Here is a 14743-nt window from a genome sequence, read left to right on the forward strand (position 1 = left end):
ATGAGCGATGCGCCGATCCGGGTGCTGGTCTGCGACGACCAGGCACTCGTCCGTACCGGGTACGTCACCATCTTCTCCGCGCAGCCCGACATGGAGGTCGTCGGCGAGGCCGGGAACGGGCACGAGGCGGTGTCGGCCGCACAGCGCCTGCACCCCGACGTCGTCGTGATGGACATCCGGATGCCCCTGCTCGACGGCATCGAGGCCACCCGGAAGCTGGCCGGCCCCGAGGTGGTCGAACCGCCGAAGGTCCTGGTCGTCACCACCTTCAACGTGGATGCCTACGTCTACGACGCGTTCCGCGCCGGCGCCAGCGGCTTCCTCCTCAAGGACTCGCCGCCCGCCGAACTCGTCGCCGGCATCCGCACCGTCGCCCGCGGCGAGGCCCTCCTCGCCCCCACCGTCACCCGCCACCTCATCGGCCGGTTCGCCGAACGGCTGCGCCCGGCCGACACCGCCCGGCCGGGCCGGGCGGACCTGGTCAGGGCGCTGACCGCCCGTGAACTGGAGGTGCTCGAACTGATCGCGGAGGGCCTGTCGAACGCGGAGATCGCCGCCGCGCTCTTCATCTCCCCCGAGACGGTCAAGACCTACGTCTCGCGGATCCTCACCAAACTCGGCCTGCGCGACCGCGTCCAGGCGGTCGTCCTCGCCTACCGGGTGGGGCTGGTGACCGCCGCCGACTGAAGCGCCCCCGACACGCACGACTGCCCGGCACACCGGAAGTGTGCCGGGCAGTCGTCCATGACGGACCGACCTGCGTTTCCGCAGGTCTGAGGCCTCCCTACAGGTCGTAGTACAGCTCGAACTCGTGCGGGTGCGGCCGGAGCGCGATCGGGGCGATCTCGTTGGTGCGCTTGAAGTCGATCCAGGTCTCGATCAGGTCCGGGGTGAAGACGTTGCCCGCGAGCAGGTACTCGTGGTCGGCCTCCAGCGCCTCCAGGACGGCCGGGAGGGAGGAGGGCACCTGCGGGACGTTGGCGTGCTCCTCGGGGGCCAGCTCGTAGAGGTCCTTGTCGACCGGCTCCAGCGGCTCGATCTTGTTGCGGATGCCGTCGAGGCCGGCCATCAGCATGGCGGAGAAGGCCAGGTACGGGTTGGAGGACGGGTCCGGCGCGCGGAACTCGATGCGCTTGGCCTTGGCGTTGGAGCCGGTGATCGGGATGCGGATCGCGGCCGAGCGGTTGCGCTGCGAGTAGACCAGGTTGACCGGGGCCTCGAAGCCCGGCACCAGGCGATGGTAGGAGTTCACCGAGGGGTTGGTGAACGCCAGCAGCGAGGGGGCGTGCCGGAGCAGGCCGCCGATGTAGTAGCGGGCGGTGTCGGAGAGCCCGGCGTAGCCCTGCTCGTCGTAGAACAGCGGCGTGCCGTCGGTCCACAGCGACTGGTGGACGTGCATGCCCGAGCCGTTGTCGCCGAAGATCGGCTTCGGCATGAAGGTGGCGGTCTTGCCGTTCCGCCAGGCGACGTTCTTGATGATGTACTTGAACAGCATCAGGTCGTCGGCGGCGTGCAGCAGGGTGTTGAACTTGTAGTTGATCTCCGCCTGGCCGGCCGTGCCGACCTCGTGGTGCTGGCGCTCGACCTCCAGTCCGGCCCGGGCCAGTTCCAGCGACATCTCGGCGCGCAGGTCGGCGAAGTGGTCGACCGGCGGGACGGGGAAGTACCCGCCCTTGTACTTGACCTTGTAGCCGCGTGCGTCGCCCTCGGCGGCGCCGCTGTTCCAGGCGCCGGCCTCCGAGTCGATGTGGTAGAAGGACGCGTTGGCGCTGGTCTCGAAGCGGACCGAGTCGAACACGTAGAACTCGGCCTCGGGCCCGAAGAACGCGGTGTCGGCGATGCCGGAGGAGGCGAGGTAGGCCTCGGCCTTCTTGGCGACGTTGCGCGGGTCACGGCTGTAGGCCTCGCCCGTGACCGGGTCCTGGATGAAGAAGTTGATGTTGAGGTGCTTCTCGGCCCGGAAGGGGTCGAGCCGGGCTGTGGCGAGGTCCGGGACCAGGGCCATGTCGGACTCGTGGATGGCCTGGAAGCCGCGGATCGACGAGCCGTCGAACATCAGGATCTCGGACGGATCGAAGGTCGCCGCAGGTACGGAGAAGTGCTGCAAGACGCCCGGCAGGTCGCAGAATCGGACATCGACGAACTTCACGTCGTTGTCCTGGATGAACTGCTTCACTTCGGCGGCGTTGTTGAACATCCATCCTCCTCGGCGTGCGAATTGGGCTCACCCTAGGAATGGGTCGTTTCCAGCCGGTGACCCGCTCGTTTCCTCGATGTTAACCACACCCCCCGGACGGGCGGCAAAGGCGTACGGGGCAGGGCAAATCACCCTGCCGACCTGGGCACCCCTCCAGAAGTGGTCTGGACCACTTGGAAGCCCGTCCGGAAACGCCCCGCGCGCCGGATTCACCCGGTCGGGGGCAGCTCCCCGCCCGGAGGGGTGCCGGTGGCAGTGCGCGCCGTCAGCCCGGTTAGTGTGGATTCGTGGACACCAGAGAAGCGTTGGGATCGTGGATCGACGGCCCCAAGGCGGCCGCCGAGAAGATGGGCGCCGACTTCGGCTACCGCGGCGAGCGCCTCGGGCTGCCGGAGGAGGGCTCCGGCTCGCTCGCCGGCCCCGGTCGGCGCATCGGCGCCCTGTTCGTGGACGCCTGGCTGATCTCCCTGATCTCGTACGGGTTGATCGCCCGAGGCGACCTCACCGAGGCCAACCTGTGGACCAGCCCGCTGTACTTCGTCGTGGTGGCCCTGCTGCTGTCCACCACCGGTACGACGGTCGGCAAGCGGCTGTTCGGCCTCCGGGTGGTCCGCCTGGACGGCGGTCGCGCGACCATCCCGCAGGTCCTGCTGCGCACCCTGCTGCTCTGCCTGGTGGTGCCCCCGCTGGTCTGGGACCGTGACACCCGGGGCCTGCACGACAAGGCGGTCGGCACCGTCGAGGTCCGGATCTAGCGCGGCCCGTCCGCCCGTCTGCCCGTCTGCCCGCCGGAACGATCTGCCCGCCGGAACGATCTGCCCGCCGGAACGGCGGGACGTCGAAAGACGGCGGGACGTCGAAACGGCCCCGCCGCGGAGGTTCCGCGGCGGGGCCGTTCTCGTGTCGTAAGGGAGGGAGGGGGTCAGCGGGCCTGGCCACCCTTGGGCATCCGGGCGCCCTTGGGCATCGGGCCCTTGGGGATCGGCGCCTTGGAGAGCAGGTCGCCCAGCGCGCGCAGCCGGTCGTTGGTCTCGGTGACCTGGGCGGCGGTGATCGCGCGGGGCAGGCGCATGAGGTGCACCTGCAGCTTCTTCAGCGGGATCTCGCCCTCGCCGTTGCCCACCACGATGTCGTGCACCGGCACGTCGCCGACCACACGGGCCATCTTCTTCTTCTCGGAGGCCAGCAGCTGGCGCACCCGGTTCGGGTTGCCCTCACCGATCAGCGCGATGCCGGCCCGGCCCACGGCGCGGTAGACCGCGTCCTGGTTGCGGGTGACCGCGACCGGGGTGGTGCTGGAGCTCCAGCCGCGCCGGATGTTGTTCAGCACCGCAGCGACCGCGCCCGGCTGCCCCTCCATCTGTCCGAACGCGGCGCGCTCGGCCCGGCGCCCGAAGACGATCGCCATGGCCAGCACGGCCACGATGAAGCCCAGGATGCCCAGGTAGACGGGGTGGTCGATCGCGAAGCCGATGGCGAGGAACACGCCGAAGGTCAGCAGGCCGACGCCGGCGATGATCAGGCCGATCTTGGTGTCGACCTTCTTGGTCATGGTGTACGCCAGACGGATCTGCTTCAGCCGCCCGGGGTTCTCGGATGTTTCCCTCGCCATAACGCTCATGGTACGTGGCACCTGTGCGGGATATCCAAGCCCGGGTACCCGTTCGCCCGAACCGTGACCCGAGTGCCTGTACACCGTCGCGCACAGCGACGCCGGAAGCCCCGAACGGCGCCGGGGCGTCACTGCCGCGGGCGCACCGTCGCGGGAGGCGCCGTCGGGGGGGCGTGCCGCCATGGGCGTCACCACCGCGGGCTCACCGCCGCGGGCGTCACCGCCGTGCGGCCCGGGCCCCCGCCGTTTCCACCGCGACCGCGTCGTGGTGGCGGTCCGCCGCGTACCGGCGGTTCTCGCAGACCGCCGCCCAGGCGTTCTGGCGCGCGTGTTGCTGGCCGGGCGCCAGCAGGACGCTCTCGGCGAACCGCAGCGCCGCCCTCACCGACCGGATCCGCATCTCCATGCCGAACAGCTCCTCTCGTGGCTGATCGTGGCTGAGAAGAATCGAACGCTTGCTGAGCGTCCATCGTCCCCACCCCGTGTTACCAGCCCGTGACCAGGCAGTCAAAGCGTGGTGAACCCAGGAAGGGCGGAGCCGCAGCTCCGCCCTTCCAATGGCTCAAACCTGCCGGGAACCGGTCAGACCGCGGCCTGCTCGCGCCGCTCCAGCGCCTGCCGGTACAGCCGGCCGGCCCGGTACGACGACCGCACCAGCGGGCCCGACATGACGCCGGCGAAGCCCAGCTCCTCGGCCTCCTGCTGGAGCTCGACGAACTCGTGCGGCTTCACCCAGCGCTCCACCGGGTGGTGGCGCAGCGAGGGGCGCAGGTACTGGGTGATGGTGATGAGTTCGCAGCCGGCGCCGACCAGGTCGGCGAGCGCCTGGCTGACCTCCTCGCGGGTCTCGCCCATGCCCAGGATCAGGTTGGACTTGGTCACCAGTCCGGCCGCGCGCGCCTGGGTGATGACGTCCAGGGAGCGCTCGTAGCGGAACGCCGGGCGGATCCGCTTGAAGATCCGCGGCACCGTCTCGACGTTGTGCGCGAGCACCTCGGGGCGGGAGGAGAAGACCTCGGCCAGCTGCTCGGGCACCGCGTTGAAGTCGGGGATGAGCAGCTCGACGCCGGTGCGGCCGGCCTCGCGGCCGGCGGTCATCGCGTGCACCTGGCGCACGGTCTCGGCGTACAGCCAGGCGCCGCCGTCCTCCAGGTCGTCGCGGGCGACGCCGGTGATGGTGGCGTAGTTGAGGTCCATGGTGACGATGGACTCGGCGACCCGGCGCGGCTCGTCGCGGTCGAACTCGGCGGGCTTGCCGGTGTCGATCTGGCAGAAGTCGCAGCGGCGGGTGCACTGGTCACCGCCGATGAGGAAGGTCGCCTCGCGGTCCTCCCAGCACTCGAAGATGTTGGGGCAGCCGGCCTCCTGGCAGACCGTGTGCAGCCCCTCCTTCTTCACCAGCGACTGCAGGGCGTTGTACTCCGGGCCCATCTTCGCGCGGGTCTTGATCCACTCGGGCTTCCGCTCGATGGGGGTCTCGCTGTTGCGGACCTCCAGGCGGAGAAGCTTCCTGCCGTCGGGCGCGACAGCGGACACGTGCGACTCCTAGAACTAGACGGGGTACCCCCAGGGTACGCCTGTGGTTGTACGGCCTTCGCCGGGCCTGCCGCCCTGCAATCGCAGGGCAACACGGCTACCGGTGAGTAGATTCCCAGTGCACTCGGCGGTTTTCCGGCCGCCGGGCCCGCGCAGGCCGGTCCGGCCGGGGCCGGGTCAGCGGCTGAGCGCGGGCTCCGGCAGCTCGGCGAAGAGCTCCGTCAGGTGCCGCTCGACCACCGGCGCCGCCTCGGCGACGGTGAGTTCGCGCTTCAGCTCGCCGGTGAGCGAGGCCACACCCGCGTCGCGGATGCCGCACGGCACGATCTTGTCGAACCAGGTCATGTCCGGGGCGCAGTTGAGCGCGAAGCCGTGCATCGTCACCCCGCGGGCGACCCGCACGCCGATGGCGGCGAGCTTGCGGTCGTCACCGCGCTGTCCGGCGTTGGAGGGCGCGTACTCGGGGCCGGCCAGTCGCGGGTCGATGCCCAGCGGCAGGCCCATCCGCAGGGTCAGCTTGCCGAGGTCCACCACCTGGGCCGGGTCGACCACGGCGTCCGGGAGGGACTCGCCCAGCACCCAGACCCCACTGCGGCCCTCGACCCGGGTGGTCCCGACGCCGAAGTCGGCGGCGGCGCGGATCAGCGCCTCCTCCAGCCGGCGGACGTAGGCGATGACGTCGATCGGGTCGGGCAGCTTGACGATCGGGTAGCCGACCAGCTGGCCGGGGCCGTGCCAGGTGATCTCGCCGCCCCGGTTGACCTCGACCACCGGGGTGCCGTCGAGCGGCAGGTCGGCGGGGTTGGTGCGCTTGCCCATGGTGTAGACGGACTGGTGCTCCAGGAGCAGGACGGTGTCGGGGATCTCGTCCGCGACCCGCAGGGCGTGCAGCCGCTGCTGCTCCTCCCACGCTTCCTGGTAGGGCACGGTGCGCTCACCTATGCCCATGTGAACAAAACGCACGTTCTCGCTCACCGCTGCCGCTCCTTGCCAGGCGTTCGAGACCAACCTCGCCACTGTACGCCCAGCCCGTGTACGCCCAGCCCGACCGGGGTCGACCAGCCGCCTTGTCCCGGCCCGGCGCCCCGCCCCGCGCCCGCCCGGTGCCCCGCCCGCCATCGGCCCGGCGTCGCCCGGTGGCCCGCTCAGGCCCCCGCCCGGTCGCCCGCTCCGACCCCCGCCCGGTGGCCCGCTCAGGCCCCCGCGAGCAGCTGCAGGCGCAGCGCGAGCTGGAGTTCCAGCGACCGCTCCGGGTGGTTCCAGTCCCGCCCGAGCAGCGCCTCGACCCGGTCCAGCCGCTGCACCACCGTGTTGACGTGGACGTGCAGCTCGTCCTTGGCCCGGGTGAGGCTGCCGCCGCAGTCGAAGTAGGCGCGCAGGGTGCGGACCAGCTCGGTGCCGCGCCGGGAGTCGTACGCGAGCAGCGGGCCGAGGGTCGCGCCGACGAAGCCGTCCACGTCGTGGCCGTCGCCGAGCAGCACCCCGAGGAAGCCGAGCGCACGGGCCGAGGCGCCCTCCCCGGCGCGGCCGAGCACCCGCAGCGCCCGTACGCAGCGCAGGCCCTCGGCGTACGCGGCCGCCAGCGCGGTCGGACCGGCGGACGGGCGGCCCGCGCCGACGGTGACGGGGAAGCCGGCCAGTCGGGCCAGCCGTTCGGCGGCCTGCCGGGCGGTGTCCTCGGGATCCCCGTCGGTGCCGGCCTCGACCGGGGCCAGCAGCACCACGGCCTCGCCGTGCTCGGCGCTGACGCCCCGGGAGCCGAACAGGTAGCGGCGGGCCGCGCCCGCCAGCCGTCCGCGGTCGGTGCCGGTCGGCTCGGCGGGTTCCGCCACCAGCACCAGGTGCGGCCGGGCGAGGTCGACGCCGAGCCGGCGGCCGCGCGCGGTGAGTCCGGCCGGGTCGCGTTCGGGGGAGGTGAGCAGGTCGGTGAGCAGTTCGCCGCGGACCCGGTTCTCGGTCTCGGCCACCGAGCGGCGCAGCAGCAGGAGCAGCGCGGTCACCACGCTGGCCCGTTCGAAGAGGCGCCGGTCGGCGTCGTCGAGGTCGGGCCGTCCGCGCAGCACCATGGTGCCCAGCGCGTCGTGCCCGGCCAGCACCGCGCAGACCCACTGCTCGCCGTGCCGTACGGACCGTCCCTCGGTACGGGAGGCGGCGGCTGCCGCGGCCAGCTCGGCGGCGGGTGCGGCGCGTCCGGCCAGCGGCTCGCCCTCGGCGTCGAGGACCGCTATCTCCCCGCCCAGCAGGGCCGCGACGGCGGCGGCGACGTCCGGCACCTCGGCGCCGCGCAGCACCAGGTCGGTGAGCCGGTCGTGCGCCTGCTCGGCGCGCTGGACGGCGGCGGAGTGCGCCCGGACCAGCTCGTTGGCGGCGTTCAGCTCGGCGAGCGCGGCCCGGGTGTCGGCCAGCGACTTGGCGGTGTCCAGGGCGATCGCGGCGTGCGCGGCGAGCGTGCAGAGCAGCGCGACCTCGTCGGGGGAGAAGGCGCGGGGCGAGCGGTCGGCGGCGAACAACACCCCGATGACCTGGCCGCCGAGCAGCAGCGGCACCCCGATGATCGCCACCAGGCCCTCGTCCAGGACGCCCGCGTCGATCGTGCCGGTGTGGTGGAAGCGCTCGTCGGTGCGGTAGTCGGGGGTCGCGTACGGGCGGGCGGTCTGTGCGACCAGCCCGCCCAGGCCGTCGCCGAGGCTGAGCCGCAGGGTCTGGAACAGGACGGAGACGGAGCCGTCGGTGACCCTCATGTAGGTGTCACCGGCGGCCTCGTCCGGCAGGGTCAGGTACGCGGTGTCGGTGCCGAGCAGCATCCGGGCCCGGCGGACGATCGCCTGGAGCACGGTGTCCAGCTCCCGGGAGGCGGCGAGGTCCCCGGCGGTGTCGAACAGTGCGGTCAACTCCGCTTCTCGGCGGCGGTGTTGACGCAGGGTGCGGTGGACGCGCAGGGCCTGCCAGGTGGCGTCGTCGATCTCGGCGAGGGTGCCGGCCGACGCCCCGCGGCGGCGGGCGTCGGCCAACACGTCGGCGAAGTCCTCGGTGGCGGCGCCCGAGGCGAGCAGGTCGAGCAGTCGCCGCAGCGCGGGGGCGGCGCTTTCGTGAGGGTGGTTCATGGTGCGTGCCGCCAATCGGCGTCGGTTCGTCGATTCCGGGAAATCGCGATGGTAGCGGCTCGGTCCTCAGGCCACGGCGGGCTTCCCGACCGCACCGGCGTCCGCCGACTGCGCTTCCCGGCCCGCCTGTTCGTCGATCGCGGCGAGGTCCCGCCCCCTGGTCTCCCGCCCGCAGAGCACCGCCAGCACCGTGACTGCCGCCGCGATGGCGACGTACACCGAGATCGGGGTCGAGCTGCCGTAGTCCTTCAGCAGCGCGGTGGCGATCAGCGGCGCCGGGGCGCCGGCCGCCACGGAGGCGAACTGGGCCCCGATAGAGGCGCCCGAGTAGCGCATCCGGGTGGCGAACATTTCGGAGAAGAAGGCCGCCTGGGGCGCGTACATCGCGCTGTGGAAGACCAGCCCGACGGTCACCGCGAGCACCAGCGAGCCGAACGACCGGGTGTCCACCATCCCGAAGAACACGAACGCCCAGATCCCGACCCCGACCGCGCCCACCAGGTACACCGGCTTGCGCCCGACCCGGTCGGACAGCGCGCCGAACAGCGGGATCAGCGCGAACTGGACCGCGGAGCCGATCAGTACGGCGTTCAGCGCGCTCTGCTTGCCGAAGTGCGCGTGGGTGACCGCGTAGGTCAGCACGAACGTCGTCATCACGTAGTACGAGATGTTCTCCGCCATCCGCGCCCCCATGGCCACCAGCACCTCCCGCCAGTGGTTCCTCAACACGCTGACCAGCGGCGGCTGTTCGGCGGTCTCCCGGTTCTGCTGCGCCGCCAGCGCGGCCTTGAACAGCGGCGACTCGTCCACCGCGAGCCGGATCCACATCCCGACCGCGACCAGTACCGCCGACAGCAGGAACGGCACCCGCCAGCCCCACGACAGGAACGCCGCGTCCGACTGCAGCGAGGTCATCAGCGACAGCACCCCCGCCGCCAGCAGGTTCCCGGCCGGCGCCCCGCCCTGCGGCCAGGACGCCCAGAAGCCGCGCCGCCGCTGGTCCCCGTGCTCCGACACCAGCAGCACGGCCCCGCCCCACTCACCGCCGAGCGCGAACCCCTGCACCAGCCGCAACGTCGTCAGCAGCACCGGCGCCGTGACCCCGATCGAGTCGTACGTCGGCAGCAGCCCGATCGCCGTCGTCGCCCCGCCCATCAGCAGCAGGCTCACCACCAGCAGCCGCTTGCGCCCCACCCGGTCCCCGAAGTGCCCGAACACCAGGGCGCCGATCGGCCGCGCCGCGAACCCGATCGCGTACGTGAGGAACGACAGCAGCGTCCCCGTCAGCGGATCGCTGTGCGGGAAGAACACCTTCCCGAACACCAGCGCCGCCGCCGTTCCGTACAAGAAGTAGTCGTACCACTCGATGGTGGTCCCGATCAGACTCGCCGCCACTACCCGAGGGAGTGAGCGGCTGGGGGCTGCTGCGGTCATGGGTCACCACTTCCAGGCCGGGGGAGACGATGTCGCCACAAGGTAGGAACCCCCCGCTCCGGGGACTATGTGCGTGACCCACATAGTCCCGGGGGTTGATACGGGTTCAGGCCCCATGACCTCAGTGGGCCGTCCAGCCGCCGTCGACGGGGAGGCTGGCGCCGGTGATGTAGGAGGCGGTGGGCGAGCAGAGCCAGAGGGCGAGTTGGGCGACCTCGTCGGGTTCGATGAGGCGCTTCACGGCGGTGCGGTCGAGCATGATCCGCTCGACGACCTCGTCCTCGCGGATGCCGTGCGCGAGCGCCTGGGCGGCGATCTGCTTCTCCACCAGGGGGGTCCGGACGTAGCCGGGGTTGATGCAGTTGCTGGTGACGCCGTGCGGGGCGCCCTCCAGGGCGACCGTCTTGCTCAGGCCCTCCAGGGCGTGCTTCGCGGTGACGTACGCGGACTTGAAGGCGCTGGCGCGCAGGCCGTGGACGGAGGAGATGTTGACGACCCGTCCCCACCCGCGCCCGTACATGTGCGGCAGGGTCCGGCGCAGGATGCGGAACGGGGCCTCGACCATCACCCGCTGGATGAGGGTGAAGCGCTCGGGCGGGAACTCGTGCACCGGGGCGACGTGCTGGAGCCCGGCGTTGTTGACCACGATGTCGGCGTCGTCCGGCAGGGCGTCCACGGCCTCGGGGTCGGCGAGGTCGGTGACGATCGCGCGCCCGCCGATCCGCTCGGCGAGCTCCGCGGCCGGACCGGCCGAGAGGTCGACGACGTAGACCCGGGCGCCGGCCCCGGCGAAGGCCTCGGCGCAGGCCCGGCCGATGCCCGAGGCGGCCCCGGTGACCAGGGCCGTACGGCCGTCGAGCGGGCGGGCTGTAGTGGTGTCCATGGCCGAGAACGGTAGGAATCGGTTGCCCCGGCTCCCATGTGGCGGGCCGCCACAGCATCCCGCCGGGCTGTGGCGGCAACCACTACGACCCTCGATCGACGGTTCGACCCCGGAAAGCCAAACCCATGGTGACCCCGCTTCCCCACAATGGGCGCGGTTGCTTCACCCGTTCGGAGGATTGCTCGGTCAGATCCACCCATAGCGCCCGAATGCTCGCTACATTCACGCCGATTCCCGACAGGGGGCGCCGCCCCAGGCCGCCGAAGTGCTGGTAGAGCCCGGTGCGACGTCCGAGAGGTGTTGACAGACATGCCCCAACGGCCTGCAACCGACAGCCCGGCGTACGGACCGCTCGACCCGCTCGGCCACCACCGAGGGCCGGTCGGTCGGAGCCTTCCGGACGCCCCCGACGCCCTGGCCCCGAACGCCCTCACGGGCGACACGCTGACCGCCGACGCCTCGACCGCCGACGAGCTGCGGCTGCCCGCGCAGGCCACACCCGAACGGCACGAGACCCCCGGCACCCCCGCGCGGGGCTCCGGCCACTCCGGCCCGGCCCCGCAGAACGGCCAGCTCGCCGCACTGATCGAGGAGGCCGGCTTCTCGCACGCCGGCCTGGCTCGCCGGGTCGACCAGCTCGGCCTGGAACACGGCCTCGACCTGCGCTACGACAAGACCTCGGTCACCCGCTGGCTGCGCGGGCAGCAACCCCGCGGCGCCACCCCGGCCCTGATCGCCGAGGTCTTCACCCGCCGCCTCGGCCGCCGCCTCACCGCCCAGGACCTCGGTCTGGACGCCTGCGCCCCGGTCTACGCCGGCCTGGAGTTCGCCGAGACGCCGCAGGAGGCGGTGGACATCGTGGCGAGCATGTGGCGCAAGGACAACGGCCCGCAGTCCGAGCTGCGCCGGATCGCCTTCACCCCGGCCGGCCTGGTCGTGCCCAGCCGCGACTGGCTGATCGGCCGCACCGACGAGCGCGTCGCCCGGGACGGCTCCACGCTGGCCCGCCCGGACACCGCCGCCGGACCACCGGCCGCCGGCAGCGCCTCCGCCGCCATCACCGGTGCCCCGCAGAGCGCACCCGGCTCGTCCCCGGTGGGCCCGGCACGCGGCTCCGCCGCCGGGCTCGCCGGTGCGCCCACGGCGCGCAGCACGGCCGGCACGACCGGCACCGCCCCCACCATCGGCCGGGTGCCCACCCAGAGCCGCCGCCCGCCGGTCGCCGTCGAGCCGCCGTACACCGACCCGGCCCGCGAGTCCCGCCCCGCCCTGCGGGTCGGCCGCGGCGACATCGCCGCCATCCGCGCCGTCGGCGACCTCTTCCGCGCGCTCGACCACGCCTACGGGGGCGGGCACGCCCGCCAGGCGCTGGTCCGCTACCTGGAGAGCGAGGCCGAGCCGATGCTGCGCGGCCGCTACGGCGAGCAGATCGGCCGGGCCCTGTTCGGTGCCGTCGCCGACCTGACCCGGCTGGCCGGCTGGACGTCCTTCGACATCGCCGCACACGGCCTGGCCCAGCGCTACTTCGTCCAGGCGCTGCGGCTGTCCCAGGCCGCGGGGGACCGCGCGCTCGGCGGCTACGTGCTGGTGACGATGAGCCAGCAGGCCGTCCACCTCGGCCACGGACGGGAGGCGGTCCAGCTCGCCCGCGTCGCGCAGCAGGGCGTGGGCACCTCCGTCCCGCCGGTGGTCCAGTCGCTGATGCACGCCGCCGAGGCCCGCGGGCACGGCCTGCTGGGCGACGTCCGCTCCTGCACCACCGCCCTGGTGCGCGCCGAGCGGGCCCTCGCAGCGGCCCGTACCGGCGACGAACTGCCCGCTTGGGCACGGTACTTCGACGAAGCGCAGCTCTCCGACGAGTTCGCCCACTGCTACCGCGACCTGCAGCAGTGGCGCACCGCCGCGCAGCACGCCGAGAAGTCACTGCGGCTGCGCTCGCCCGCCTACGCGCGCAGCCGGATCTTCTGCCGACTGGTGCTGGCCACCGCCCGGCTCGGCATGGGGGACCTCGACGAGGCCTGCACCATGGCGACCGACGCGCTGCGGGCGGCGGGGGAGATGCGCTCGGCCCGCTCCCTGGAGTACGTCCGGGACTTCCACCGCCGCCTCACCCCGTACCGCGGCAGCCCGGTCGCCCGCGCCTTCGAGGAGACGGCCCGCCAGGCGGGGGTGATCTGACCGTCCGGGCCGACGAGGGGCCCGGGCCGAAGCCCGGGCCCTCGGCTTCCCGGCACGCCGCCGGTCCGTCCCTCACCCGGCGGACCGCCGACGTGCCCTGCTCACCCCGGGAAGACCACAGCCGTCTGCCGACCGCCGGCAACCGACGCCGCCGAACGGTGACAACAGCCGTCCGCCGACCGCCGCCGGGCCCCGGAACCGAACGGGCTCCTCAGGCCGCCGCCTCCGCCTCCCGCACGTCGGCCGGGACGCCGAGGTCGCGCAGCACCGCCTGCGCCACCCGCCGCCCGGAGACCAGCGCGCCCTGCACGGTGCTGGTGTCCCGGTGGTCCCCCGCGACGTACAGCCCGGCCAGCAGGCGCACCGGGCGCCGGGTGTTGTGCGGCGGCGGCATCGCGGGCAGCGCGTCCGGGACGTGCCGCACGCTGAGGAACTGCCAGCCCGTCGTGGCGGTGCCGTACAGCTCGGCGAGCCGGGCCCGGACGGCCGGTTCCAGTCCGGCCGGGCCGCCCGCGTCGAAGGCGCGCCGCCCGAGCACGGTGGTGGCGACCAGCGCCTGACCGGCCGGGGCGTAGGACGGGTGCAGCTCGCTGAGCACCAGTGAGTGCGAGACCAGCGGCGGGTGTCCGTTCGGCCGGTCGCCGTCGAGCAGCAGCACGGCTTCGCCCACCGGGGCGCGGTCGGCCGCGTGGTAGAAGGTCGTGACGGGGTGGAAGGCCGGCAGCCGCAGACCGGGCAGCAGTTCGGCGGCGCAGCGGGCGTCGGTGGCGACGACGACGGCCTGGGCGCCGATCCGGCCGTGGCCGGCGGTCTCCACGCCGTCCGCGGCGATCGAGGTGACCTGCACCCCGGTGCGGACGGTGCCGGCGGGCAGGGCGGCGGCCAGTTGGGCCGGTACCGCGGCGATCCCGCCGGCGGGCAGACAGAGCCGCCCGCGCGCGTACGAGCGCAGCACCAGGTCGGCGACCCGGCTGCTGGTGCCGAGCGCTGGATCGCTGAGCAGGGCGCTGAGCAGCGGGCGCAGGAAGCCGTCGACGGTGCGCGGGGCGAGCCCGTGGCCGGCCAGCGCGCGGGCGGCGGTGGTCTCCGGCCGGGCCTGCAGCCGGCTGATCGGGGTGGTGGCGAGCCGGCCGAGCCAGCTGCCCAGCCGGGCCTTGTCCAGCGGGCTGCCGAGCGGGCCCCGGGTGGCGGCCTGGCGGGCGGCGGTGAGCTGCGGGTCCCCGGCGCGGTACCGGCGGCCGCCGCTGTGCACGAGTACGCCGGGCGCGAGCGGGCGCAGGTCGAGGCGGTCGAGGTCGAGCGCGCGGCGCAGCTCGGGGAAGGCCGTGTTCAGCAGGTGACTGCCGTCGTCGAGCCGGAATCCGTCCAGCTCGCGGGTGGCCATCCGGCCGCCGATCCGGTCGCTGCTCTCCAGGAGCCGAACGGTGAGGCCGCGGCCGGTGAGTTCGCGGGCGGCGGCCAGGCCAGCGAGGCCGGCGCCGACCACGACGACGTCCGGGTCGGACGGCCGACGGGCGCGGCGGGTGAAGTCGTACGTGGGCACTGGCGTGCTCCCTCCCTGGTCCCGGGGCTCCGGCCGACGCAGGCAGCGGGGTGCCGGGACACGGTCCGAGGAGGGTGATGCCCAGTCAGTGTGAGCATCAGACAAGCGCATCGAGCCGGATTCGAGGGCGGGTCGGGGTTGTGCGGCGCCGGGCGGGGGCGCGGTCACGGACAGTGCGCCGTGGTGGCCGGGTTCAGGGGTCGGCGGGCGCGCACGGTCACCGGGGGCGTGCGACGCGCCCGCCGTGTGCTCCCGT

General features: G+C 73.2%; 12 protein-coding genes. 3 read left to right on the forward strand and 9 right to left on the reverse strand.

Annotated elements, in window-relative coordinates; genetic code table 11:
* Window positions 1-687 (forward strand): response regulator, encoded by a 687-nt coding sequence (locus ACIRST_RS13230; protein WP_402802347.1) that lies wholly within the window; start codon window positions 1-3, stop codon window positions 685-687.
* A 97-nt stretch (window positions 688-784) separates the two neighbouring features.
* Here the strand turns inward: ACIRST_RS13230 and glnA are convergent, their stop codons facing one another.
* Window positions 785-2197, reverse strand: coding sequence for a type I glutamate--ammonia ligase (glnA, locus tag ACIRST_RS13235; RefSeq protein WP_350522584.1), 1413 nt, complete (start codon window positions 2195-2197; stop codon window positions 785-787).
* A 287-nt stretch (window positions 2198-2484) separates the two neighbouring features.
* Here glnA and ACIRST_RS13240 point away from each other — a divergent pair, with 287 nt between their 5' ends.
* Window positions 2485-2952 carry an RDD family protein gene (locus tag ACIRST_RS13240; RefSeq protein WP_350522583.1) on the forward strand — a complete coding sequence of 156 codons (468 nt, stop codon included), beginning with the start codon at window positions 2485-2487 and terminating at the stop codon, window positions 2950-2952.
* 167 nt (window positions 2953-3119) lie between these two features.
* On the opposite strand, the gene ACIRST_RS13245 is transcribed toward ACIRST_RS13240, so the two are convergent.
* The 7 genes from ACIRST_RS13245 to ACIRST_RS13275 all read right to left on the reverse strand — a co-directional run bounded on the left by ACIRST_RS13245 (window position 3120) and on the right by ACIRST_RS13275 (window position 10766).
* A complete protein-coding gene (locus ACIRST_RS13245) occupies window positions 3120-3818 on the reverse strand; it encodes a DUF4191 domain-containing protein (protein WP_396547717.1) in 699 nt (232 codons plus the stop codon).
* Between the two features lie 208 nt (window positions 3819-4026).
* Window positions 4027-4215 carry a hypothetical protein gene (locus tag ACIRST_RS13250; protein ID WP_350522581.1) on the reverse strand — a complete coding sequence of 63 codons (189 nt, stop codon included), beginning with the start codon at window positions 4213-4215 and terminating at the stop codon, window positions 4027-4029.
* A gap of 176 nt (window positions 4216-4391) precedes the next feature.
* The gene (lipA, locus tag ACIRST_RS13255; RefSeq protein ID WP_350522580.1) at window positions 4392-5345 is read right to left on the reverse strand and encodes a lipoyl synthase; all 954 of its coding nucleotides are present in this window, start codon (window positions 5343-5345) and stop codon (window positions 4392-4394) included.
* A 177-nt stretch (window positions 5346-5522) separates the two neighbouring features.
* Entirely contained in the window at window positions 5523-6293 is a 771-nt protein-coding gene (lipB, locus tag ACIRST_RS13260; RefSeq protein ID WP_402802441.1) for a lipoyl(octanoyl) transferase LipB, read from the reverse strand.
* Window positions 6294-6538: 245 nt separating this feature from the next.
* Window positions 6539-8449 (reverse strand): GAF domain-containing protein, encoded by a 1911-nt coding sequence (locus tag ACIRST_RS13265; RefSeq protein WP_350522578.1) that lies wholly within the window; start codon window positions 8447-8449, stop codon window positions 6539-6541.
* A 66-nt stretch (window positions 8450-8515) separates the two neighbouring features.
* Complete coding sequence (locus tag ACIRST_RS13270; protein WP_402802349.1) at window positions 8516-9883, reverse strand: MFS transporter; 1368 nt, start codon at window positions 9881-9883, stop codon at window positions 8516-8518.
* Between the two features lie 121 nt (window positions 9884-10004).
* Window positions 10005-10766, reverse strand: a complete 762-nt coding sequence (locus ACIRST_RS13275) for a 3-hydroxybutyrate dehydrogenase (RefSeq protein ID WP_350522576.1) — start codon at window positions 10764-10766, stop codon at window positions 10005-10007.
* A 309-nt stretch (window positions 10767-11075) separates the two neighbouring features.
* Here ACIRST_RS13275 and ACIRST_RS13280 point away from each other — a divergent pair, with 309 nt between their 5' ends.
* Window positions 11076-12944, forward strand: coding sequence for a regulator (locus ACIRST_RS13280; RefSeq protein ID WP_402802351.1), 1869 nt, complete (start codon window positions 11076-11078; stop codon window positions 12942-12944).
* 211 nt (window positions 12945-13155) lie between these two features.
* Here ACIRST_RS13280 and ACIRST_RS13285 read toward each other — a convergent pair whose 3' ends face one another.
* The gene (locus tag ACIRST_RS13285; protein WP_402802353.1) at window positions 13156-14487 is read right to left on the reverse strand and encodes an NAD(P)/FAD-dependent oxidoreductase; all 1332 of its coding nucleotides are present in this window, start codon (window positions 14485-14487) and stop codon (window positions 13156-13158) included.
* Between the last annotated feature and the right edge of the window lie 256 nt (window positions 14488-14743).

This window comes from Kitasatospora sp. NPDC101447, from assembly GCF_044767225.1.
Classification (GTDB): domain Bacteria; phylum Actinomycetota; class Actinomycetes; order Streptomycetales; family Streptomycetaceae; genus Kitasatospora.